Here is a 25,971-nt window from a genome sequence, read left to right as displayed (position 1 = left end):
GGTTTTCGATTGAGCCGGTTAGTTTGACCTCCGTGTTGGTGCTTCTAGCTAGCCCAGAAGCACTCGAACTGGACAAGAGCACCGAATCGGTTTGCCACGACCCAATGCTGAAATTTAACCTTTGGAAGATTCGTGTCAAAGGTTTCCGCATGTTAAGACAAAGACTTACTCCACGAAGGGCAGTTCAGAGGTCTTTCGTGTTTGTTAATCTTTCCGGTCGGCATTAAGGCATGAAGCCTGCCCGCAGGAGAATCTACTCTTAGTATGTTAGTTCCATTCGCCCTGCAGTTCGAAGGCTGCCCAATAATACGGATCTCTCCAGCGCGGCCGTTTCCACATTTCAATTTGTGCTTTCTGCAGGGCTGCGGCAGGTCTCATTCTTTCCTGCTCAATCCCTCGATAAAAACGCCGCATCAGTTCAGCCGTGGCAACATCGTCCACTTTCCACAAGCTGGCCATCACCCGGCTCGCGCCAGCATACATGAACCCCCGAGTCAGGCTCATCAGGCCCTCGCCTTTGATTTCTTTTCCCAAACCGGTTTCGCACGCACTTAGGACCACGAGATCCACGGGTAAGCTAAGGTTATAAATCTCCTGGAGTCCCAAGAACCCATTTTGTTCGCTTCCATGTTGGTCCACCAGGGAAAGCACCAGGCCCGAGAGCTCAGGATGCTTGCTATCCAACAATCCGTGCGTGGCGAAATGCACAACATGGTATTGTCCCAAGTCGGGAGATATGGCGGTCGCGCGGCTGGCATTAAAGTCCAGGGCCTCCATCCCCTGCCCCGCGGGAACCATGGCCAGGACGAATTGCGCCTCTCGTCGTGTATAAGGCAGCCGGGCCAAAGAAACTCCTCTCTTTGTGTGCCCAAGTACATCCATCAAGGACCGGGTCAGGTGTTGTTGCGGTTCCTCGTCTTGGTCCTGTGCCGGCAATTGCTGCGCGGAGCCCAGCTTCGATGCAGCTCCTTGCTCAGCAGATCGAGCAAGCCGGTTGGTCTTCGGGTAGCGCAGTCTCACCTGCACGCGATCATCATTCTTATCGAAGACCGGGTCAGCTAGAACCGCCACGGCCTTGGCCGGTTCTCTACGAGTTGCGGTTTGTTGCCGTAAAACTCCCAACACGGATGCGGATGGCAACTTGATAATTTCGTGTTCCAAAATCAGCGGCGCCGGTGTTGATGAATATCGCGGTTTGCTTGCCCCTGATTGTGCTGGTGCTGGCAATACCGCAAAGGGGATATACTGCAATGCTCCATCACTCACAATGAGCAAACGCCTCGCCTTGAGTTGGGCAGCCACCGGCGCCAGCACCATCTGACTAAAAGCCATCGCTGCCTGCTGCACATAGGTTTCCCTGTGCGGCAACACGGCGTTTGATTTGGATGAAGAGGGGTTGCTCTTGCCCGTGGCGTTGACAGTCTGCCATGTCCGCAAGAGATGGTACAGCCGCCGGGCAGCAGCCTCGATTTTGGTTCGAGGAGGCAATTCATAAGCCTCCAACGAACGGGAGGTCACTACAAAAACATAGCTCCGATCTTCGCCGAGAGAATATTCCAGTAAGGCCGTATCGTCATCGAGCAACTGCTGTTGGACTTCCGTGGCGCTTAACGGCTCGGGTTGCGTCAAAGCAGCGTAGAGCGGGCTGCTGATCCTAATCTGCGCTTCCACATCTTGATATTGCTCAAGAATGTCTTTCATCTCCTGATTGAGAACCGCCAATTGTTCTTCCGTATGCTGATCATTCAGCAATTGTATGCGGCGGTTCGATTTCGAGATGAGTGATTGCTGTAAGGCACGTTCCCGCGCTACCAACGCAGGTTCGACGCCTTTGCGAATATCAATACGAGCATTACTTAAGGTTTCGAACAAAGAGCGGGCATGAAAGTGTTCCAGTACCTGAAATGCAAGCGCCGGCTTCTTTTCGGCAATCAACAGATCAATGTAATCATTGTAAAAACGCGCATGTTTAGAGCGAAAGCCGGAACGGGTCTCCTCCGAGCCCCCCAGATGAGCAGTCTGACTCTCGAAAGCATTCAGCGCCTGCTCATAGAATTGAGCAGCATCATCAACCCTCTGCTTACGGCGCATAATCCCGGCCAGAGATGCAAGAGTTTCCGCGTGGCTGCTGCTTCCAGGTGCGACCCTTTCCAGTACTGCCAACGCCTGACGATGGTAATTCTCAGCCTTGTCCAAGTCACCGCGCATCTGAGCCAAATTACCGATGTGCTGCAATACGCGCGCGACATCTAAACTATCGGAAGAGAATTTTTTATATACCGCCAAAGCCCGGTCGTAGTATTTCCCGGCGGCTCCCAGGTCCGCGCGTTCTTCACGAACAATCCCCAGATTGGTAAGTACAGCTCCATAATAGTTAGCGTCTGGAGATATTTTTTCGAACAATGCCAGGGCCTGAAGGTAATAATCCTCGGCCTTGACCAACTCGCCATGATCATCGGCAATGCGGCCAAGGCTATAGAGGCTGATAGCAACATAAACGTTATCCGGAGAGATGCGCCTGGCGGCTTGCAGCGCACGGATGTGACACTCCTGTGCCAGCGTAAGGTCATCCCGGGTTCTTGCAAGTTCTCCAAGATTATTGAGGGCCAAAGGAACCAGGTCGTTATCAGGGGCAATCTTCTCGTGGATCGCGAGGGCGCGGCGATAGTCCTGCTCCGCTGCGGCCAGATCGCCACGATCTTGAGCAATATCGCCTAAGTTATGAAGGCTCCTTGCCACATTGAGACCGCCAGGTTCCAGTTTCTCTTGAATGGCCAGCGCCTGGCTGTAATCGTGTTCAGCGCCATCCAGATCGGAACGCATTTCGGCAATAATGCCGAGATTGTTAAGACTGATTGCAAAATCGAGACTCTCAGGAGCCAGTTTTTTTCGGATGACAAACGCCCGGTGAAAATATTCCTCGGCATGGGGCAGGTCACCACGGACCCAGTACCAATCGCCAAACTGATTGAAACTCTGCGCAAGATGAAGACTTTCAGGAGCGAGCCTTTCCCGAATCGTCAGCGCACGCCGAACATACTCTTCTTCTTTTGCCAGATCTCCATGGTCCTCAGCTACGGCGCTCAAATTATGCAGACTGCTTGCAACGGAAAGGCTGTCGGGAGCAAGTTTTTGCCTGATTGCCAGCGCTTGAAGGTGATACTGCTCTGCCTTGGTTTGATCGCCGCGGGCATGGGCCATATCCCCGAGACTGCTTAAACTCAATGCCATCATCAAATTTTCAGCGCCTAATTTCCGGCATTGAGCTATCGTCTCCTGGTAGTACTTCTCCGCATGAGCCCAATCACTACGTCGCCTGAATGTTGTGGCCCATGCGTACAGCACTTGCGCAGCTATTGCTGGCCCAGCTTCTGTTGCCTGCCGGACAGCTACTTCAAAGGATTCATCTGATTCTTTCCATTGCCGGGCATCCGATAGCAAATCCGCTGAACGCAAGAAAAACCATGCACTCAGCCAATTCGATGAAGGCATTTGCGCTTGTACCCCTGCTTTTCGCCAATGTTCGGTTGCTTCGTTCAGTTTGCCGACTTTGGCCAGCTCTTTACCTTCGAGATAAATAGAGACGAGATCCTGCGGGAGGTTGGGTCGCGCTGTGATGCCCCAATCATCAGGCCCCAAGAACCAACTTTGGGCTGCCGAGCCCCTGAGACCTTCCAGAGAAACTCTTCCTCGCTGCGCCTGCTCAATTTCGATTAAGGACAGGTCAAAAGGAGAGGTAATTTCGCCTTTGTCTTCACCACGAGTCCAGCGCAGCAGGATGTCTCCTTCGCGCAATTCGGCTTTTTCGCCTTCGGAATACTTTGCGACCTCTTCAATAACTACCCCTGGTTTGAGCTGCGCATGGACGCGTACGGTGGAGGCCAGGCAACTCAGCAGCAGCAAAACAAGGTAGGTTTTTTGCCGGAGGCTCATTTGTTTGCAGGAGATCGGAAATGATCGTCTTTGAGTATACCAACAAGGTGGGGGGTACCCTTGCTTGCTTGGGCGTGGGAAAAGAAGCTCTTAGCTCTTAACCTTTATTAGCCAGACAAAAGTTTGCCGCAGATGAACGCAGATTTGCGCGGATCGGTTTCAGGGCCACCCTCCTTGCTTGGTTGGGTGAAATGAAGCGCCCTGCTGTTTACCTTTTGGTTAAAAATTAAAGAACCTCGCGGGTAGACAAAAAAAGGTGCCAGAGGGGGACCCCAAGCTTGCTTGGGTCATTGCTGTGAGTCATTTCATTTCAATCTCTTGCAGACTTGGTTCCCATAAAGATGCCAGTCAGTCAACCTTGCATCCTTGCGAGTGCATTAACACACGAGTCAACACGAGCGTGAGTTAGAACAAGGGATGATCGCGGACCGGCCTGCGTCGCGGACGGCGTGTTGCGATGAGTTTTCAAATAACTTCATGGGCTCTGTTAACCTGAGCCCCGCGCTCCTGGGAACGCTGGATACACCCTACGGCGGCACGCCGGGGCAGGCTTTCAAGGTTAATGGTAACCCAGGTTTGCTCAGGAAGGAAGAGTTTGGTACCACAATGGGACCATTGTCATTTCGATTTACAATTGATGGTTTTTTGCCGCGGATGAACGCGGAGTTGCGCGGATTGGTTTGACTTTCAATCGCTCCAGCTTTTTAGGTTTTGCGGGCAAAATGTTATTGGAAGAGCTCTTGCGCACGCTGTGCTCCATCGGTGCTCATGACCACTGATTTCGTTTTGCCCTTTCGGATCGGAGATGTAGCCCTTGGCGTGCAGCCGGGCCAGTGCGTCCCAGTCGTGCCCTTTCCAAGCCCCCAAGCCGGCTTGTCTTCGAACATTGTAAGGTACAGCAGGGCCAGTACCATCTCATCTGCTTTGTCTTTCGTTGTATTCCATTGCAGACCTCGTTCTGAACGATGGTAGCACCGATTTGAGACATGGTTACAGCCTGCTTGTATAAGAGCTCGAAGCAAAAAACCAGCCCTAGCAAAAAACTAGGACAGAGCATCCTATAGATTGTCATGAGTACAAATGTTTTAGTCCGGCCACTCGTCTTATTTGCAGCAACCGCGACCTGCACCTTCGTATTCCCCTTCAAACGTATCGGCATTGTCGAGTACATTCATCCCAGTATCATAAGCCTCAGTAAGACCTTCGCCAGCTGCTGGATAGACACCCTTGACTATGCTGGCCGTCTCTTCCGCTCCCATCAGAGGGTTTATCAAGAATCCCGATGCAAGATTCTCCCATTGGCCGAGACTTGATCCCTCTTGAAACATGTCGAATGCTGATCCTTGATCACCATACATCCAATCGTACGTTGCTGCACCTACAACGCCGCTGATGGTACCCATGTTCCCGAGGTTACCTGCCGCGAGCGCATTTCGCGCACTGCCATCGTAGGCCGCAGCGAGTTCACCAATGCCCCCTATGACGTTGAACCCACCTTGGATCCCAAGGTACATCGTGATGGGGAATGTTAGAGGGCCAGTAGACATGGCAACTTCGCCGGCAACAACTATTTTCCCAAGGCCTACACCAATGTTCCCTAAACCGTGTCCGACTACAAAGACTTTTTGCCAGAAGTCCAGACACGCTTTAAGCCCAAATGGATCGATAAAATCTATCGGATCATCGCTAGCATAAGCATACACATTAATGCCTCCGGCAAGTCCAATGGGATCTTGACTGATAAAACGTCCTAACGCGGGGCTGTAATAGCGAGCGTGCAAGTAGTAGAGGCTAGTCAAAATATCATTTTCCTGGCCGATGTACTGGAAGGGGCTAGTGCCGCTGGTTCCAAAAGCTGACGTGGAGCCATACGGGTCGTAGGTGTATTGTGCTCCCAGTGTTCCGCTGGCATCCACGAGCGCGAGCACACTTCCCAAGGCGTCGGTCATGGGAACGAAGCTGCCGCTGGCGTCTGTGCGCTGGAAATAGTTCATGCCACCGTTCCAGATATCAGCGATGACAGTGCTTCCATTCACCTCCTGCGCGATGGCGCCCACGTTATAAGTGAAACCAGTATTCTGAGCTGCGATGGTCTTGGAAGTCCTGCGGCCCAAAGAGTCATAAGCAAAGCTGGCATTCACTGAGCCGCTGATCCCGATCAGTTGATTCCTGGCGTTCCATGAATACGTGCTGGCGCCGTCATAGGTCAGATTGCCATCGTTGTCATAGGTAAACGGTTGACCATTCCAACTGGCGATTTCGTTGTTGGCGTCGTAGGTTGCAGCAATGAGCGCTGGAGGCAGTCCCGTGCGGGCCAGACTACCGTTTACCTGCGTGCGGCGGCCGACGGCGTCGTAGGCGTAATTCAATACGCCGAGAGAGGTTGCGTTCAACTGGTAATTGATGGACGTCAGACGCGAGGCCGCATCATATCCATAAGTTGCCAGGACGCCGTTGGACAGAGTCATCGAGGTGCGGCGGTTGTCGTTGTCGTAACCGAAGCCGACTGTAGCGGCGCCTTTTTGAATGCTGAGCAGGTGATTTGAATTAGGGTCATAGTGATATGTGACGTCGGGTTGTCCGGTCGCCGACAGCGTGTTCAGTCGCCCAATCGCATCCATCGCCGTCGTCACTGAGCGCGCGCCTACGGTTTCGGTCGCTTTGCGATTGATATCGTCATAGCTGTGGCTGATCGTTCCCGAAGTGGAGTCGACAATTTGAGTCAGACGGCCTATAGCGTCGTAGCTGTAGTTAATCGTGCTCTCATAGGTTGGCGGATTCCCTGTTGCACCGAAGCCGGCGAAGGTTTTACGGTTCGCCCAGTCATACTGGATGTTGGTCACTTTGCCCTTGCGGTCGGTGAAGCTGGTCAGGTTCCCATTTTTATCGTAGCCGTAGGACTGTTGCCTGCCGTGGGGATCGGTGCGTGTGGCCACGCGATCCATCACGTCATAGGTAAAGCTCGTCTGCAGGCTGCTGCCCTGCTGGCGGGCGTCTTGCACCGACAGCAGGTTGCCGTTGCGATCATAGGTGAACGAGGTAATCCCTCCCAGCGGGTCTGTGACCTGCGTAAGTTGATTGAAGTTGTTATAGGAGTACTGCACCACCTTGCCCAGCGGGTCGGTGGTTGAGACCACGCGACCTGCGGCATCGCAGAAGCGATTCAGCGTGCTTTCCGAGTCGGAGATCGTCACCAGATCCGGACCGTCATAAAGGAACTGCAGAGACTCGCTCTGCATGGGGTCGGTGACGCTCAGCATGCGGCCTTCGCTGTCATAGGTCATCGTAGTGGTATGCAGCAAGGGATCGACGATGAGGGTCAGATCGCCCTGCGGATCGTAGCCATAGGTTGTGGTGTGATTGAGCGCGTCTGTAACACTGAGCAGGTCGCTATTGCCGTCATAGACCATCTGCGTGGTAGCCGCGGCAGCAGTATTGGCCATCGTGGTCACTGAAACAGGATTGCCAAGACCATCATAGGTGTTGTAATTGGTCACGTGCCCGAGTGGATCGGTTACAGACTTGAGCAGGTTATCAGCATAGTAGGCGTAGGTGTAGGTCTGCTGCTGTGGGGTGTTCTCGTTAAAGACCTGTTTCTTGGTATTGCCGGTTTGAGAGTCGTAGTAGATGTGGCGCTCATTGCCGTTCGGGTCAAAGATTTCCACATCCTGGATTGGTGGGGTATAGCTGTCGTAGCAAGTGAGGCAATTACGGAATCCCAGAACATCGGCCCCGCCTCCGCATCCGCCACAGCCAGAGTCGTTGAAGGTTACGGTCTGCCCGTTGCCGGTCTGGTTCCAGAGGAACCTGTATGTGCTGGTTCCATCGGCAAGGGTTTGTTGATACACGATGTTTGTGTTGCTGTCATAGGAGTTGGCCAGGTAGGGGATGCCGCGGGCATCTTCGATGGCCGTCATGTTGTTGGAATCGTCGTAGGTGTACTGGGTCAGGCCGCCGTTGACGTCGGTTACGCCGACCAGCCTGCCGCTGACGTCGTAGGTATACTGCACGGTGCGGCCGGCGCTATCGGTGGCGCTGGTGATGTGATGATCGGTGTCATGTTGAAAGGTAATAGAGCGCCCGTTGGGCGAGGTCACACTAAGCATGTCGCAGAACAGAACACCGTTATCGCCGGTCCTGGGGGTGCGATTGATCAGGACCTGGTTCCCGAAACGGTCTGTGATTCCGCGCAGGGCCTGGCAAGAGACACTGCTGATGTTCGAAGAATCAGGAAAGCTATAATACGTGCCGTTTCTGGTGCGGATCTGCAACTCGCCGGGCAGCGTTTTCCCGCCTGGCCCAATGGCAGTGCTTCCTGTCAGCGTAATTACGGCGCCATACCACTGCGTACGCGAACTGAAATTCACATATGTAGTGGGGTTTAATGCGTTTTGGCGAAAATAAACCTTTGTACCGTCTTCGAGGTAAAGAATGATGTAGGGCGTGATGCCAAAAACATGGCCATCGCCAGCCACGAAGATTTCGTAGGGATTTGACGTTCCCACCCCCATAGAGCGGTTGACCCCATCGAGTTGACGATAGGTACGAGTCAGACTCAGAGGAATCACATCGGGCAAAGACAGATCGGTCTTTCGATAGGTAAACAAACCCGTGGAAAGGTTAACGGGCTCACCATCTTTGATGTCGTTTTGATTTCCAATTGCAGGTCCCGGACGGCCACCAACCATCGCGCCAGAAAACTCGTAGACCACCACTCCCGGATCGGGAACGATCTGGTTGCCGGAGGGGTCAACGTGACCTGAGCCATACTGATACCAGCCCCCCTGATCGGCGTTGTAGTTCCAGAAGACGAAGATTGACCCGGGGGTCAGATGACCAAGGTTGGGATAAAAGAGCCTACCGCCTTTTATGGTCGAGCTGCCATTGACCTGAATGTAGGCTCCGCCTGGCTGAATCGTGAAGTAGATAGGCACATCAACTCCACCGGGCAGCGGGAACGGAGGACGATCCAAAGGAATGGGCGTAATGCTGACCTGATGGACGACCTTATGATCGCGATCATAGATCACGGTTCCCGGCGGCAGGCGCAATTCGAGCCCGGGCACTGTTGGATTGCTGATCACAACTTCTTTCGTCGTAGGTGATGGAATGTTGACGGCATGAGCCATGTCAAGCAGCGACATCCAAATGGTGAATGAGAGAACGTTTGTCTTTTTGGCTTTCAGCTCGGCGCCGAACTCGTAGTAGCCGTATGTCTTGCCGGGGCGATTGGCAGTCGTGGCATCGATCTGCAACACCTGGTGGCCTGCGGGAACATCAACCAGCAGGAAGCGCCCGGTCTCGTCTGTTTCTACATGCTTGTTGCCGATGGTAAGAGTTACATGCTCGAGCGGCTTGCCATTCAGGCGCAGCACACGGCCGGCGAGGGCTGTGACACCGTCGGGGGCTTTGAGCGGCGGCAACGGGTCTTTGTTCGATTGGTGCACCTTCCAATCAACTGTTGGCTTCCAGCGTTCATCATCGGAATCCGCCCTATCTTGTGGCGGGACACCCGCAGTGGTAAACGTGAACTGGTCATGCGCCACAGCAGCGTTGCTGGAATCAACCGCGCCGGAGACGGTGACGTTATATGTGGTACCAGGTTGCAGCGGTGAAAGCGGCGTGATGAACGTCAACATGCCTCTCTCTGCGGGAACTACGTGGGCCGTCACGGCCCCTTCTGGTCCTTCCAAGAGGACCGTTTCGGCTTTGATGCTCTGCATCTGCACACTGCGAGAGAAGCGCATGGAGATCAGAGCATCGACGGGAACATTCACCGCCTGGTCTTCGGGCGAAGTAGCGCGCACTTCGGTCATACCGGCAGAAGCAGCCAGCATCTCACTGGGATTTTCGACGACGCTCGTGCTCTGCGTCTGGGGATCGTAAACTTCACCGGCCGCGAGCAAATTCCCTTTTTCGTCTTTACCTCCGGAGAGCAGCGCGCGGCCATCGGCCAACAGGGTTGCCGTGTGATTGCGGCGGCCTGTCTTGAGCTCAATCGATTGCGGAGCTGTGGTGGGGTGGCGCGAATCCCAGATCTCCAGCGCCGCCGTAAGCTTGCCGCCAAGCGATATTCCACCTGCGATCAAAAGCCTGCCATCTGTCAGCAGCGTGGCCGTGTGGAAGGCGCGAGCCGCTGGCGCGGACGAGACCGTGCTGAACGTCTTTGTCTCGGAATCAAACTGTTCGGCCTGCGTGACAATCTTTCCATCGGCGCCGATGCCGCCCAGGATGAGCACTGTGCCGTCAGGGAGCACGCTGGCAGAGTGATAGGAGCGGGCAAAGTGCATCACGGGGAGCGGAGCGATCATGCCCGTGGCTGGATCTTTGAGAGCAGCGCGGTCCTGAATCTTGCCGCGCGCGTCTTGCCCCCCGAGCAGCAAGAGCTGGCCACTGGGCAGCAGAGTCGAAGAAGCGCCAGCCAAGAGAGAAGAACTTTGCTCAACCGAAGCTGGGTCCGTTTCGGCTTGAGCGCTCTTTCCCCAAACGGGGAAAGCTGCAAGAATCAACAGTGAAATTGCCCACCACGCGATGCGAATCGAATGCTTATTCATGTTCATTTCTCTCACGGATTTGTGACGTTTACGGTCATGCTGCCCGTAGCTGATCCTTGTGAAGTAACCTTGATGACGTAGGTGCCGGTTGCTCCAAGGGTGACGCTGGAAAGGCTGAAGGTGGATGTTGTTCCGCTCGTAGAAGTCAACAGAGTGTTGTTGGGATCGTACAGCCCTACCTGGACGTTACTGAGCGTGTTGTTGGCAACATGAACGGTAACGCTTTGCCCGGTACTCCCGGAGAAGACGGCCTCGGCGGTTTGTCCAGCCGCCAGCGATCCTGAAGCCGGGACATTTACAGATGCTCCGTTGATCGTAGTGGACGGTGAGCTATATAGCTGCAGAGTCTCACTACCGATGTCCCCGGTTAAATTTGCGGAGTGCGGTATCCACAACTTATAGTTTCCAACCGCGGCCAATGTCTGCCTATCCAACAAGAAGTTCTGACCAGCGGGGTTGTTATTAATGTCTACGAACCATTGTTCCAACCCATCCGGTTTCACGAGTCGCACTTCGGCACTAGGAGTCGTTACATTGCCTACATTCAATACCACTGGCTGGTTCGCGGTCGAGGTCGTGAAGCTGAGATAAGCATCTTGTCCGTTTACCGTGGTAGTCACGGTTACCGGCGGGCCATCGATCGAAATTGAGGCAGTTACATCAGCGTCGTTGTTGGCAGATACCGTGAGACTGCCGGTATTGGTCCCCTGAGGATCAATGAAGATGCTGCAGGTTCCTGTTATTGGTATGGTAATCGTATCAATGAAACCGCTGGCGCCTGTGGCCGGACATGCCAGTGCTTCACTGTTGTTATTGGGCTCATATATCGTAATCCCGCAGCCGCCATTACTGTTGCTATAGGTGCTGTTGCTAACGTTGAAACTCAGTTTTTGTCCGGCTGCGCAAGCGAACGTCAGGTTGGCGTTCTGCCCTACGGCGGGAGTCGTGACGGTAGTTGCGGGGCCGGTGCCTGGCGAGGAGGGGACGTTCAGAGTTGCTGTTACATCTGGCGGCACACTCACGAGCTGCAGAGTTTCACTGCCAATGCTGGTTGACGCCATTGATGCAGTGTGCTGAACCCAGAGCTGATAGGTGCCTATGCTGGCAAGGGTCTGCGTGTCCATGAAGAATGTTTGACCTGCCGGGCTATTATTGATTCCCAAACCGAAGCCATGTTGTGTTCCGTCAGGGTTGACGAGGTACACGGTAGCGCTGGGGTTCGTTACATTGCTCACATACAACACAATCCGCTCACTGGCCTGAATATTGTTGAAGTAAAGCCGCGCATCCTGTCCAGGAATTGTGGTTGTCGTGGTCACAGCTGGACCGTCGATGGAAATTGTAGCGGTCACATCGCTTTCATTGATGAGGGAGACATTTGCATTTCCCGTATTGGAACCGGGTTCAATACCAATCGTGTAGGTACCATCCATTTTTGCGGGTAATACAATGCCATCATAGGTTTGCGTACCGGTAGAGAATGACCCGGAGGCGACCGTGCTGCCGTTGGGCGCAAAGACCGAGATGGTGGCCGACGCGATGGTTGAATTGTTCGTCTGCAACTGGACCTTGTCTCCGCCGTGCGCGTCGAAGAGCAGGATGCCTATCTGGTTGGGAGCGCTGAAGGTAACGAGTTGACTGTTATGAACATAGTCAAGACGGCCTGTGTAACCGACGCTGGCAACGGTGTGATTATTGAAAGGAACAAAGAAGTCTGCTGAGCTCACTGTTTTGCCAAGCGGCGTGGAAACGAAGACGTGCCCGGATGTGGTCCCTTGAGCAAGGGTTGCGCCCAGGCTTGTAGCACTAGCAGAGGTAACCGGCTGCTGCTGGGCGATGTTGATGCGAATGTGATTTTTGTTGGCGTCGGGATTGAAGTTGGTCCCCGTGATGGTAAGGGCCGCTCCCGGCAAACCGACATGCGGTGAAAAGTCGGTAATCGAAGGAGCGTTGGTGGATACCGAGAAATTAAGGGCCGCAGTCGCAGTTCCAAAGACATTGCTCACGGTGACCGGGCCGGTGGTCGCGGTGCCGGGTACGGTAACCACAAGTTGATTTGCTGTCGCTGCGGTCACGGTTGCGGTGATCCCGTTGAACTTCACCGTATTTTGTGCCGGAGTCGTGATGAAGCCGGTGCCACTGATGGTGACCGTTGTTCCCGCCAAGCCGCTCGTGGGAGAGAACTGCATGATGGAAACCTGGTTGGGGGCCTGGCGCGTGATCGAAAGGATGTTGCCAACCGGATCATAGTTATACGTCGCGGCGTTGCCGTTCTGGGCAACCACTCCGACGAGCCGGCCCAAATCGTCATAGATGTAATTGACTGCCCCGGCTCCCACCGTGACATTCGTCGAGCCATTCACGCCCGCAGCTGAGGCGGTGATCATAGCCGAGCCTGCTGACAGCGCAGTCGACAGTCCAGCAGAATTGATGCTGATCACAGCAGGTGCGGAAGATGTCCAGCTGGCGGTTGAAGTCAGATTCTGTGTACTGTTATCGGGATATGTTCCCGTCGCAGTGTACTGCTGAGTCGCTCCAGCAGTGACCGTGGTGTTACCGGGAGCGACTGCAATCGTAACTGGAGCCGAAGCTGTTACCGTCAGCGGTGTCGAATTGCTAAGAGAACCCGAAGTTGCGGTGATTGTGCTGCTTCCCTGCGCCACCGCGGTCGCCAGGCCACTGCTGTTGATGGTGGCAATGGCTGGCGCCGAAGAAGTCCACGTCACTGTGCTGGTAAGATTTTGCGTGCTGCCATCCGTATATGTGCCTGTAGCTGTGAACTGCCGTGTCGCGCCCCTGGTTGCGACCGGGCTTGCAGGTGTCACAGCAACGGAGGCCAAGGTTGGCGATCCTACTGTCAGAGCTGTGGAATCGCTCACTGAACCCAGGGCTGCCCTGATTGTCGTGCTGCCTTGAGCAATTGTCGTGGCCAATCCTGAGCTGTTGATCGTCGCGACTGTCGTAGAAGAGGAAGTCCAGTTGACGGTGTTGGTCAAATCTTGCGTACTGCCGCCGGTGTATGTACCTGTAACCGTGAACTGCTTTGGTGTTCCATTCGGGACCACTGGATTCCGAGGAGAGATCGCTAAAGATGTAAGGATAGGAAGGTTCACACCGTTGCTGGCTATACCAGCAACGGTAACCACTACGTTGCCGGAAGTCGCCCCCGCAGGAACAGTTGCCGTAATACTGTTATTGCTCCAAGTTGTTGTGGTTGCCGTTGTGCCATTAAAAGTAACGGAACCTTGACCGCCATTTCCAAAATTGCTTCCCTGAATAATCACAGAAGAATTGACAGTACCGATGTTCGGCGATAGACCGTTACTATTGATGCTCGGGAGGAGCGGCGTCCGTACGACAATCTGAGAGTCGTAGTTGCCATTCAGCGTGCCCTCAATGTTGAGAGCCGCTGTCAGAGCAGGCACGCCTCTGCCGGTCTGCGCAGCACCTACCCACAAGTACAAGCGGTCGGTGGCCTGCATCCCGATATTAGCTGCGGTCGTGCAGCTAAAATTGAATAACTTTAATACGGTAGTAAGTTGTGTGCTAGCTCTGGCGTTGCAAAGAAGAACTCCGAAAGGATTATTGATATACAACTTGGCCTCGGGATAGACCACACCGCTGCCATTGCTGGCTTGCATCCATAGGCTGAATGTCATTTGCGAACCGGTTGGGAAATAGCCGGGAGTATTGGGCACTGCCGCTTGCGTATCAAAAGCAGCGATCGGGTAATCACCGCTGACCGTGATCGGCTCTGACATAAGACTAACGCTGCTTACGCTTGGACCGGCTGTTTGTAACTGGAGTAGACCGGCACTGCTTGAGGCCTGGGCATGAAGATGATAGGTCGCAGTTTGCGCCGACACCCCGGCTACGAGCCAGCACAATACAAGTCCGATCCATAAAAAGTTCACGGCTTTGGCGAAAAATCGCGGGGTTGTCCAATGCTCTCTCATCACAAGCCTCTCTCTTCACTCGACAATTTTTTTCCGCTGATGCGGCAATTTTTGCCATTGCAACTTGCCCAAGCGGCATGGAATTGGATTCACTTACCTCGCATGGGCCCCATAGGTACCACGTATACACCTGTTGGCCAGTTGTTTTCATCGGCGTAGACCGATATTGCGCCAGGAGGACCGCTGTGGGTCAGAACCACATATCCCGTCTGACAGGAAGAGCCTGTTGGTACGGAAGGTGTAAAACCGGCAGCCGTAGAAAGTGTTTGGCCCGAAGTGGAACTTGATGGCGCACCTAAAGTCAGAAGTCCAGTTGTATAGGTCACTGGAGGTGACACGGATGTCGCAGTAAGCGTAATTGTGAAATTGACGGGTTGAGAAGTGGTATTCGACAAGATCCATTGAGTTATGAGGCCGCCGCAAGTGTTCCAGGCAGGCGAATACAGCGTGGTTTCCGTGACGCTGACACTCACATAATGGCTCGTTGTGGTGTTGGTGTTTTGCACTTTGATCCAGTACATCCCGCCTCCGCTTGCAGTGGTGACAATGCTGGCTCGTGCCGTGCTTGGAGACGTCAGTGCAGGAAGCACTGGTTCATAGCCGTGGGTATCTGTAACAGTGGCAGCCGCGGACGTAATCGCAGGCGGAGAAGGACAAGACCCGTTCGGACCGTAATACGTTATTGTGAAATCAGTGCTGTTTGGATCTAAGTCATCTCGTACCTCGATGGAATACGAACGCCCTGCGGTTGCCGTGAACTGATACCAATTGGCAGTGTTCGCCTGTACTGAATCGAAATCCAGGAGGCGGCCGTCGGGCACGAGTGGAGTTGCCGCAGTGCAGGAAATGCTTCCCGCATATACAGGGATTGCCGCAAGGACAAGCAGAATGATTGTGAAAAATCGGATCTTCATAATTCCTTCCATTCCTTCCAAGTTGGTTTCGCTCGACATCATTTCCGTTTTTAGACACGCCTCATTGCGTTTTGAGACACAATTCACCGGTAGCCTTATCCAAAACATGGGAAAGCTGGCGAGTCATGTTTTTCAGCTCTCAATTGCTAAGTGGCCTGAGCGGGTAAGGTTTTACACTCTTTAAAAAGTTTTTTTTCGCCTTGTAACGGATTGAAAAAATCGGGTCATCACGGGCAGGCCGGACAGGTTGACTCATCGGATCATTGAGTCATTGAATCGGCGCGGAAATACCCTGGATTTTGTTAGGTAGCAGTCCGGACTGGTTTTAAACAGAGATATTACAGAATACTCATTGCCCGTTCAGTGTTTTACGACGCGGAATATATAGACGGCCACTTCATCGGGCTTATGGTTCCGCGATATTCCTGCCAGCTTCAAAATATAGGTGCCACGTGAGAACACATCCGCGGGAAGTTCGATGGCAATAATGTGTTGACCCTCCTGGCCGGGCTGGCTTTTGAGATTGCTCTTCTGCCACAGGCGGGCCCCTCCGGCAGTTTCGAGAGTCGCTATGTAGCTAGGGAAACCATCCTGATCGAGGACAAGCTGCAGCGGGATGGAAGAGACATCCAAAGGAATATTAAGCGGCTTTTGCTGGGCCGGGTCCCGAACGAGATGAGAGGTAAGGACAAAAGGCTGAATGGCCGGCGGTAGTCTTAGAGTGAGAGCAGCCAATTGCTGCTGCAGTTCGAGCTGGTGACGTTCCAGGTCGGCCCTCTGCGCCTCAATCTGGGCGAGTTGCTGATGGAGTTGAAGATTGGTCATAACCAGCCATGCTCCGCCGGCTATGAGCACAAGCCCGATAATTACAGCGGCAAAACGGAGCGCCGGCAGCAGAGGCCCTCCCCATGGCCGAAGAATTTCCCGAGGTACTGCGATTTTGCCTTGAGAAGAACGAGCAGACGCATTTTCCGAAACATCGGATGAAGCCTGCGAAAGGCCAGGAGCGGGAAGCGAGGCGAGATGCTGCATGAGCGAGCGTTCGAACTCAACTTTTTCTCGCCAATCGGGTGAAGCCGCCACACGTTTTTCAAGTCCGGCTTTTTCCTGCTGGGAGCATTCACCGCGAAGGTAGGAGCGAATGAGAGACTCCTCGAAGGCGGCGAGCTGTTCGAAGAGATCAGGATCGGCAAGATAGCGGTCCTCGAACTCGGAGTGCTCCTGCGGCGACATCTCGCGCAACAGATAGCGCTTCATGGTTTGCTCGTTTTTGCCGTCATCAGTCATAGAGCTTGCGATTCGCCCTCCTCGTCGAAAAAATTTGCCGGAGAGAGAAAACGCTGCAACGTGCACTTTTCAATTCTGTGCTTCAAGCGGTGTGCCTTTACCTGCAAGGCACCAATGCTGAGACCGAAGCGCTCGGCAAGCTGCCGGGTGTTGCTGGCCTTGGTCGCGTAGTATTCATAGGCGAGAAACAACGCGCGATCTGGGGGAGAAAGCTGTTCCAGGCACTTGCGCAAACATTGTAAGCGCTGTTCCCTGGTTTTTTGCTCAATAATTCCCAATTCGGCATGAGCAGTGCGAGGCTCCTGGCGTGGGGGTAATTCTTCAAGATTGAAGACAGGCGGCTGCTTGTGAAATTCACGCACAATATTTTTAGCAATACCCCAGAGAAACGCCGGAACATCACGAACCTGCTCGCTACCCAGTTTTTGCGCCATGCGGTCGAAGGCACAATCGGCGAGCTCTTCACCAGGAAAGCAATCGTTCCAGCGAAAAAACCTGACCAGCTTGCGGCGGATCTCTTCGTATTTTTCCCCGGCACGCTCTCTGTCGGGATCAAGCCGCTGGAGCAAAGCCTCAAATTCTGCGGACTGGAGACCAGGCCCGGCAGGAGAGATATTCGCGTCGTTCATGGGTCTGGAAAGATTTTAACGGAAGCAATCGATGTCTAGCATAACCCTCAAGTGACTTTTGTATGCATTTTGCATGCAATAATTGGAAATGTATCCGTTTTATCCGTTGTATCCGTTTGTAGAATCAATAACTTGTGTGTTTTCAACATCGCGAAGGGTTCAACTCCCGCCGCCTCCACCAAAACAAAATTGCGGTTTTGTTTTCAGTTACTTGCACTATGTTTAACACCAGGTCGATTCTTACGAATGGTAATCGTTGAAATCCAGTAGAACATAGAAGCTCTGCGAGATCGTCACAACAACTTGGACACATTAATGTCTTTTAATATATTCAGACAAACGATTGTCTAAATGGTATAGAATGCCGCTCGCTTAAGAGGCCGGTAACGTACTCCGGTTCTCGGAAACGAGGTTCTCGATGAAGTTGGTCCTGTTTCGAATCAATCTGGGAATGATGATCAGCCTAATGCTATGGCCCGGTTTGCTCCAGGCACAGACTGTAAGTGTTGTGCGAACGAATGGAGATCAATCGGCTCTTTTGCAGGCTGAGCCCTCGATCCCTTTCAGCTCGCAGGCCGATCTCCCGCTTTCCATTCACGTGGATGATAGCCTGCGTTATCAAAAGATGGATGGCTTCGGCGCCTCCTTTACCGATTCGTCTGCATGGCTGGTAGGAACAAAGCTGACTGCTGGGCAGCAAGATGCCTTGATGCGAAACCTGTTTACCAGTGCGGGCGCCGGGCTGAATTTTTTGCGGCAACCAATGGGAGCCACCGATCTCGCGCTCACGGAATACAGTTATGACGATTTGCCGGCTGGCCAGACCGATCCCGATCTGCTTCAGTTTTCTATCGATCACGACAAAACATACATTATTCCCGTTTTGCAGAAGGCCCTGGCGTTTAATCCGCGCATGCGCGTGATGGCGTTACCGTGGAGTCCTCCGGCATGGATGAAGACAAATGGCTCGATGCGCAGCGGCGGATTTAATCCCAAGTACTATGATTCGCTGGCGCAATATTTCGTCAAGTTCATCGAAGCATATCGCGAGAACGGTATCCCGACCCATTTTGTGGCGGCTCAGAATGAACCTTTTTTTGCCGGAACCGGTTATCCCACAGAGTTTCTTACGGCTGCGCAGGAAGCAGAATTTATCGGGAAGCATCTGGGGCCTGCTCTGGATGAACTCGGAGAAAGAGATTGGGAACATCGGCATCGAGATGGCAGAAGAGAAGAGGAAGAGCTAAAACCGCAGATTCTCGGTTGGGAACACAATTGGGACATTCAGTCGTATGCGGAAACTCTACTGAATGATCCTGATGCCTCACGCTATCTCGCCGGCATTTCCTTCCACTGCTATGCGGGAGACAGAGATGTTGCGCAGGGGGCGATTCAGGAGCTTTTTCCGGACAAGGGCATCTGGTTTACGGAATGCACCGGCATCACCACCGCTCCAAATTTTCATGACAACCTCGGTTTCAATATGCACAACCTGTTGATCGGGGCCGTACGGGAAGGCTCCCGAAGCGTAATTCTGTGGAACATGGTTCTGGACCAGAACGACGGACCTACCAACGGTAATGGTTGCCACACGTGCCGGGGTGTAGCGACCGTTGACTGGTCAACGACGCCGGCTACGGTACGGTATGAAGTCGAATACTATGCGCTGGGGCAGTCGTCCAAATTTGTTGTCCCCGGCGCACATCGAATCGATTCGAATATCGTGGGACCAATTGAAAACGTTGCGTACCAGAATCCCGATGGTTCGATTGTGCTCGTGGCGTATAACTCCAGCCACGCTGATACCACATTCAGTGTGAACTGGCGCGGAAAGGTTTTTACATACACGTTGTCCGATGGTTCGGTCGCCACCTTTAAGTGGGAAGCCGCCACCGGTCCAGATTTCGCAGTCGCCGCAAATCCGCCCACGCGGACAATCCCCGCCGGTAAGGCGACAAATTTCCAATTGACCGTGAATCGCTTTCACCATTTCCGTCATGACGTCCATCTCTCGGCGAGCGGCTTGCCGAATGGCGCCTCCGCTCGTTTTGAAGATGATGACGAAGATGGAAGCGAACCTGTTTTAAGAATCCGGACATCCCAAAGCACGTTTCCAGGGACCTATCCCATTACGATTACAGCAAGTCATCATGCAGTGTTTCGTTCCGCGGTCGTGCAATTAAAAGTAGGTCCGCAAGAATCCCCGTTCGGTAGCACATTCTGGCCAATCCCAGGCCGCGTGGAGGCAGAGAACTTCGATATCGGTGGTGAAGGGATCGCTTATCATGACATTGATTTTTTTAATGACATTGAGGGCGGGACCTATCGCCCGATTGAAGCCGTAGATATAGAAAATTCGTCCGATACCGGAGGAGGTTTTGACGTTGGATTCACCCAGCCTGGCGGCTGGATGCGCTACTCCGTCAACGTTGCCACCTCAGGACTCTACACGGTAGCCGCTCGAGTGGCCTCGCAAGGCTCCGGCGGACTGTTCCATGTAGAAGTGGACAACGACGCGGAAAATGATTTTGACGTAGATCGCGGTGATCGGGATGACGAGGACCGTGATCGCGACGACGAGGGTCATAGACGAGATGATGCAGTTCGTGTCCGTGCAACTGGAGTAATGCATGTTCCCAACACTGGCGGATTTCAAAAATGGGTCACTATTACTTCGCCGGTTGTGCGTCTCAGCGCTGGAGAACATATTCTCATGATTGTGTTCGATAGCAAAGCAAATCGCGGCGGCATGGGAAACTTCAACTGGATCGACGTGGAGCCGGTGATTGCTGGCGCATCCACGCCGTTCCTTGGCCCCCCCGCAGCCATTCCCGGCAAGATCGAGGCGGAGAACTTTGATATTGGGGGGCAAAATGTCGCGTACTACAACGAAGCAACGACCAATCAGGGCGGAAAGTATCGTCCTGCGGAGAGAATCGGCATCGAGACAACCAGCGATGTCGACGGCGGCTTCGACGTTGGGTTCACTTCCACCAGTGAATGGCTGAACTATACGGTCAATGTTGCTGCTCCTGGCACGTATACGCTGCACGTTCGCGTAGCTTCACAGCCTTCAGGCGGAACTTTCCACTTCGCTTTGAACGGCCGCGATATCAGCGGCCCAATCGCACTGCCCACAACCGGAGGATTTCAGAACTGGCAGACTATCGATGTACCTGATGTGCATTTACCTGGCGGTGTCCAGGTGCTGCAACTGATCATGGATGGTCCTGGCTCTTCCGGGTCGGTTGGGAACTTCAATTGGTTTTCTTTCGACTGAGAGTCTTGGACTCATTTGCAGATTTTTGCAAATGGGGTACATAGAATAGATATGTTTTCAATGGATTAGAGTGGAACGCAGCGGTAAGCGTCCGGTTCTGCTGATCGAACGCTTACCGCCGCCTCTCGTAGCGTGAGGCGCTGCAGCGACCTTTTCAGGACTCGGAATTCAGTGAGACTGAACTCTTGAGATACACTTGAGGAAGGAGAAACATCGCAACAAGTTCAACTCCCGCCGCCTCCACCATATTTCACATCTCAGCAATCCGTCCCGCTTGCGGACCGTGGGGTCTTTCGACTTCGCTCAGGATTTCGGCAGCAGACTCCCGATTCATTCACGCCTGCTAAGTGCCCTCAAGTTCAACTCCCGCCGCCTCCACCAATTTATCGTTATGCAACGTGCCAATCCTCGCGAGCTGACAACTTTGAGGTTGTGGGTGAAACCGCCGGCCCTCTCCTTGACACCACTGGATGTTGGCGATACCATGGGTCGCCTTTTCACCTAGAGGTATGATGTTTTACCTGGAGGTATAAGGCATTTAGGTTGTCTTGCAAGGTGTACGCCGCAGCGATTTTAAAATGACACGTTTTGAGCGTACGCCTGGGTAGGTTGTCGATTTTCCCTAATTCACAAGGAGAGCTCAATGCGACGTCGAATACTTCTATTAGTCCTAAGTGTATTGATCCTCAGTGCGTGCACTATTGCCTGGGGGCAAACTACAAGCGCAACCCTTACTGGCCACGTTGTTGACAACTCAGGTGCAGTCGTCACCGGAGCCCAGGTCGTAGCCATCAGCACCGAGACGAACGTCCGATATCCTGGTACGACCAATGGTGAAGGGATCTACCTTCTGGTAAATCTAAAACCGGGGAACTATCACATCGAGGTCTCGAAGCAAGGCTTCAGTACAAGCATCAAGCCCGATGTGGTTTTGCATGTACAGGATGTGGTGGCGATCAACTTTACTCTCTCCCCTGGGTCGGTTGCACAGACCATTACGGTAGAATCCGGCGCCCCGTTGTTGAACACCGAATCCTCAACCATGGGCACGGTGATTGACTCTGCCAAAGTTCTCGAGTTGCCCTTGAATGGACGTAACTTTGTGCAGTTGGCGCAGCTCACTCCGGGCGTGCAGGCGGGTACGCCGGGATCGATCACGGTACGTAGAGGACGAGGGTCTTTGGGACAGAATGATCCTGGTGGCGCCATCGGCATGTCGGCGAATGGCTCAAGGGACACGGCGAACCGTTTTTACATTGATGGCGTGGAACTAATGGACTACGACGCCATGACCTATCCTTTTTCGCCTTCGATCGATTCCCTGGCGGAGTTCAAAGTCGAAACCAGCACCTACTCCGCCGAATCCGGGGGCGCTCCGGGCGGCCAGGTTAGCATCGTTACCAAGAGTGGTGGTGAACACTTCCACGGCACACTTTGGGAGTTCAATCGCAACGATGCATTCAGCCAAACCTACGATGCGCTCGCGCACGTTGACAGCAAGCCGCCGCGGCTGAACCGCAATCAATTTGGAATCAACGTGGGTGGTCCCGTGTATCTGCCCAAGCTGTATGACGGCCGAGGTAAGACCTTCTTTTTCTTCAACTGGGAATCAGGACGGCTAGTTCAGGGATCGGTGCCCGAGACAAAACTTGTTCCCACTGTTGCGCAACGAGCCGGCGATTTTACCGGCTTTACGGATTCGCAGGGTAACCCGGTGGTTTTGAAGGATAAGCTCAACGGCTGCATTACGGCCAACAAGATCACGTGCCCGCTGAGCCCTCAGGCGCTCGCGTTCCTGGCTTTTGAACCACTCCCGAATGCGTCCGTGGTCACCAACGGAGTTCTTGTCAGCGATTACAATACACCGCGGGGAAAATCCAGTCCCTATCAGAACAACTACGATGCACGAATTGACCGCGCTTTTTCCCCTAAAGATATTGTCTACGGTAGATATCTTTTCAATGACACCTTTGAGGCCAGCTTGCCCGTTTGGGGACACGACACGCGGAACAATCTGGGACGAGACCAGAATGTCGCCTTCAGCTACGTGCATACTTTCGCGCCAGCCTTGATCAACGAGGCACGCTTTGGCTGGAACCGGTTTGCCGAGCACGAAATCTTCGCCACCACCAATGATCCCAATTTCGACGTGGCCAACAAGATGGGGTTGGCAGGTGTTTCAGCACTTCCGGCTAACTTTGGCCCTCCCGACATCACTATTAGTGGTGGTGGCTCAGCCGGTACATGGGATACCTACAACCTGCAGCGGCAGATCGGGCCGCGGGACAGGTCCAATACAATTTATCAATTCGGCGACACATTCTCCTGGCAACGCGGCGCCCACCTTCTGAAGTTTGGCGCCGAGATTGATCGCCGGAACGTCACTTTTGAGCAAGCCAGGACGCCACGAGGACAGTTCAGGTTCGATGGAAGCTATACCGGATCAGCGTTGGCTGATTTCATGCTGGGCTATGTGCGACAGGCCATCCTTAACCCGGTGCACACCTCCACCGATCTGAGCGACTACTGGCAGGCTTATTTCGTGAACGATCAGTGGAAGGTTTTACCACAACTCACGGTGAACCTCGGCCTGCGCTATGATTATTTCCAGCCTTACACTGAAGCCCACGACCGGTATGTGAACGTTCAGCAGACCGGTTTGTCGCTATCGCCGACAGCGGTGGCGTTTACTCCCCATGGGACGGCAAATTCATTGCCCTCACCGTTTGGCCGCGCTTTGATCGCGCCTGATCGAAAAAACTTTGGCCCACGAATTGGCGTCGCCTGGCAACCTGGCGGCTTTTTGGGGAAAGACTTTGTAATACGTGCTGGCTACGGAATCTACTACACTCCCGATATCTCTAATATCTTCTTCAGCATGGTAGAAGGCTTTCAGGCGACAGGGGTCAACATCACCGGAAGCCCTACACCAACGGGTAAAGTTCTCTTCAGCGATCGTTTTGACCAGGTTGCCAGTACCCTGGGTCCCTTTCCCTTCGCGCCAAGCGTTGACCCGCATTTGAAGTCCAGTTACGTCCAGCAGTGGAACCTGGACCTGCAGCATAAGATTCCCGGCAACATTCTGGTGGATGTCGGCTATGTAGGATCGAAGGGAACGCGGCTTGACGTAACCCTGCCCGATATCAATCGGCCGATCCAACTGGTAAATCCGAAGAGTGTGCCGCCCCCTGCTCCGGTAAATACTCGCCGTCCAAACCAGAGTTTCTTGCGGCCGGTGCAGGGTGAGATGTCCATCGGCAACTCGATCTATCACGCTCTGCAGGTGAAGCTGGAAAGACGCACGTCTCACGGGTTGTTGTTCCTGACTGCATACACGTACTCCAAGACGATCTCCGGTCCTAGCGACATCGGGGGTGCCGTTGGTGGTGGCTTCTTTATTGGCGCTCCGCAAGACAATTTCAATTTGCGGGCAGATCGGTCCGTATCTGGTTTCGACCAGACCCACCGTTTTGTTGAGACCGTCATCTACGATTTGCCTTTCTTCAGGCACACTTCGGGAATCACAGGCTCTTTGTTAGGAGGATGGCAACTCGGCACCATCGTATCGTTGCAGAGTGGTTTCCCAACCATGATCGATTTTGGACAGGACACCACGGGAACCGGGCTCAGTTCACGAGCGGACCTTCTTCCCGGCCAGAACGGCAATTTGTCGAGCGGGCGGACCTTCCAGCACTGGTTTAATACCAGTGCATTTGCCGCGCCAGCGAACGGCCGCTTTGGAACTTCGCCGCGCACAGACGCAATTCGCATGCCTGGTTCGGAAAACGTCGACTTCTCGGTGAACAAGCAGTTCCGTTTTCAAGAGTCGCGGCGCTTCGAGGTTCGCGGAGATATCTTCAACCTCTTTAATCATTTCAATCCCACCTTCATCTCCGCCTCGGCCAACCAAAGCGTGGTCGGAGCATCGCCCAATCTTAAGGTCGGTACTCCAAATTTCGGCAAGATCGGCAATGGAGTCAATGGGATCTTTCAGACGCGCGTCATTCAGGTCGGCGCAAAGCTGTACTTCTAGGGCAAAAAACGAAGAGGGGCGCATTCCTCGCCCCTCTTCGTTCCATTTGCTTCTGGCGGAACAGACTCAGAAGCCCACCATTCTGTCTGTTCCTCGACTCGGTATGCCGTGCCCGGACACGTCTTCACGCTTATAGAGAGTTTTTCCGCAAACTCTAAAGCCATTGACCTACGGCTTCATGCGGCTCCGGCGCTTGAGGCATTGATGTCTCCCCGGCGAATCCGAAAGCCCGATATTTGCGGCCCTAGAGACAACATTTACGATTAACAATACTTTAAGGACTCCTGCGTATTCCCTCATGTTTCCAGCCTCCCTAAAATTAAAATTAAAATAAAACTTCTAAATTTGTCGATATTTCTGTTTCTCATCCGTCGTACAAGTAGAGCGGACGTTTATCTGGTCGGATCCAGCCCTCAAAGGTGGGTCGTTCAGGAATGCGTCCAGGAGATCGTAATGTTAGATATGACAATTCATGACAGCGGAGAACGGTACCACCTCCCAGCTCAAACAGATTTTGCATCCTTCTGCCGGTTCAGGAAATCAGATGATTTAACTCTGTAAAGGCATGTGCCGCAGGAGTTTAACAAAGCGCTTGGTACCGGCCGACAGGAATCACGTCACGACCGGTTCTGGAGCGCCAGCGACGATCGCCGAATTTGCTGCGACCGTCGCGCGTTCTGCACAAGATGTCCTTCGGGGATCGTGATTGGGACGAGGCTGCTACTTGCCGGTATTTCAATAATTGTTTTACATATAGAAGTAAGAGGAGATTATGGCGAAACGGATCTTTCTGACGTTGGGTGTGGCAGTGGTGGTTATCGCTGCTCTCGGCTATTTTAAGACACGACAAATTCAAGCGGCGGTGAAGGCTAACTCATTCCAGCCACCTCCAACAGCGATCACGACCGTTGTCGCTCGGCAGGAGACGTGGCCGACAACGCTGAGCGTAGTGGGAACGATGGTTGCCATCCATGGAGTCACGGTGAGCGCGGACCTGCCTGGCACGGTCGACAAAATCAACTTCGATTCCGGCAGGCCGGTGCAACAGGGAGAGATCCTCGTACAGCTCGACACGCGGCAGGAGCGCGCCCAGTTAGCAGCCGTGGAGGCGCAGCGCGATCTGGCCAAGATCAACTACGCCCGTTATGAAGAACTGCAAAGACAAGGCGTTATCTCCAAACAGGATTACGACAAGGCAATGGCAGACCAGAAGCAGACCGAAGCAAATGTTGGCGAGATCCGTGCGACCATCGAGCGGAAGACCATCCGGGCGCCATTCTCGGGGGTCCTGGGCATCCGCCAGGCGAATCTCGGGCAATATCTGGCTGCCGGTAGTGCAATCGTCCCCCTTCAGTCATTGAATCCGATCTACGTTAACTTCAGCG

General features: G+C 53.6%; 9 protein-coding genes. 3 read left to right on the top strand and 6 right to left on the bottom strand.

The features are described 5' to 3' along the window. Positions 1-267: 267 nt before the first annotated feature. From VK738_20310 to VK738_20285, 6 genes are all read right to left on the bottom strand, one after another. Positions 268-3,933, bottom strand: a complete 3,666-nt coding sequence (locus tag VK738_20310; protein HTD25006.1) for a CHAT domain-containing protein — start codon at positions 3,931-3,933, stop codon at positions 268-270. A gap of 1,103 nt (positions 3,934-5,036) precedes the next feature. After that, positions 5,037-10,487: an RHS repeat-associated core domain-containing protein gene (locus VK738_20305; GenBank protein HTD25005.1), complete on the bottom strand. Its 5,451-nt coding sequence runs from the start codon at positions 10,485-10,487 to the stop codon at positions 5,037-5,039. Positions 10,488-10,498: 11 nt separating this feature from the next. Further along, positions 10,499-14,248, bottom strand: coding sequence for an Ig-like domain-containing protein (locus VK738_20300; GenBank protein HTD25004.1), 3,750 nt, complete (start codon positions 14,246-14,248; stop codon positions 10,499-10,501). A gap of 284 nt (positions 14,249-14,532) precedes the next feature. Beyond that, positions 14,533-15,357, bottom strand: coding sequence for a hypothetical protein (locus VK738_20295; GenBank protein HTD25003.1), 825 nt, complete (start codon positions 15,355-15,357; stop codon positions 14,533-14,535). Positions 15,358-15,717: 360 nt separating this feature from the next. Beyond that, positions 15,718-16,614, bottom strand: coding sequence for a hypothetical protein (locus VK738_20290; protein HTD25002.1), 897 nt, complete (start codon positions 16,612-16,614; stop codon positions 15,718-15,720). Positions 16,615-16,640: 26 nt separating this feature from the next. Next, a complete protein-coding gene (locus VK738_20285) occupies positions 16,641-17,273 on the bottom strand; it encodes a hypothetical protein (GenBank protein ID HTD25001.1) in 633 nt (210 codons plus the stop codon). A gap of 418 nt (positions 17,274-17,691) precedes the next feature. Here VK738_20285 and VK738_20280 point away from each other — a divergent pair, with 418 nt between their 5' ends. The 3 genes from VK738_20280 to VK738_20270 all read left to right on the top strand — a co-directional run. Next, positions 17,692-20,553, top strand: coding sequence for a carbohydrate-binding protein (locus VK738_20280; GenBank protein ID HTD25000.1), 2,862 nt, complete (start codon positions 17,692-17,694; stop codon positions 20,551-20,553). Between the two features lie 643 nt (positions 20,554-21,196). Then, positions 21,197-24,586 (top strand): TonB-dependent receptor, encoded by a 3,390-nt coding sequence (locus VK738_20275; protein HTD24999.1) that lies wholly within the window; start codon positions 21,197-21,199, stop codon positions 24,584-24,586. Between the two features lie 772 nt (positions 24,587-25,358). Next, positions 25,359-25,971: efflux RND transporter periplasmic adaptor subunit (locus tag VK738_20270; GenBank protein HTD24998.1), on the top strand; the 613-nt coding region annotated here is incomplete at its 3' end.

It is taken from the genome of Terriglobales bacterium (assembly GCA_035487355.1).
Classification (GTDB): Bacteria; Acidobacteriota; Terriglobia; order Terriglobales; family Acidobacteriaceae; genus QIAW01.
Note: the sequence above shows the minus strand (reverse complement) of the source record. Positions and strands in the feature narration are given on the sequence as shown.

Bases quoted from the DNA above. Each gene is read 5' to 3' on its own strand.
- VK738_20310 (HTD25006.1), bottom strand. From the start codon at position 3,933: ATGAGCCTCCGGCAAAAAACCTACCTTGTTTTGCTGCTGCTGAGTTGC.
- VK738_20305 (HTD25005.1), bottom strand. From the start codon at position 10,487: ATGAATAAGCATTCGATTCGCATCGCGTGGTGGGCAATTTCACTGTTG.
- VK738_20300 (HTD25004.1), bottom strand. From the start codon at position 14,248: ATGTCAGAGCCGATCACGGTCAGCGGTGATTACCCGATCGCTGCTTTT.
- VK738_20295 (HTD25003.1), bottom strand. From the start codon at position 15,357: ATGAAGATCCGATTTTTCACAATCATTCTGCTTGTCCTTGCGGCAATC.
- VK738_20290 (HTD25002.1), bottom strand. From the start codon at position 16,614: ATGAAGCGCTATCTGTTGCGCGAGATGTCGCCGCAGGAGCACTCCGAG.
- VK738_20285 (HTD25001.1), bottom strand. From the start codon at position 17,273: ATGAACGACGCGAATATCTCTCCTGCCGGGCCTGGTCTCCAGTCCGCA.
- VK738_20280 (HTD25000.1), top strand. From the start codon at position 17,692: ATGAAGTTGGTCCTGTTTCGAATCAATCTGGGAATGATGATCAGCCTA.
- VK738_20275 (HTD24999.1), top strand. From the start codon at position 21,197: ATGCGACGTCGAATACTTCTATTAGTCCTAAGTGTATTGATCCTCAGT.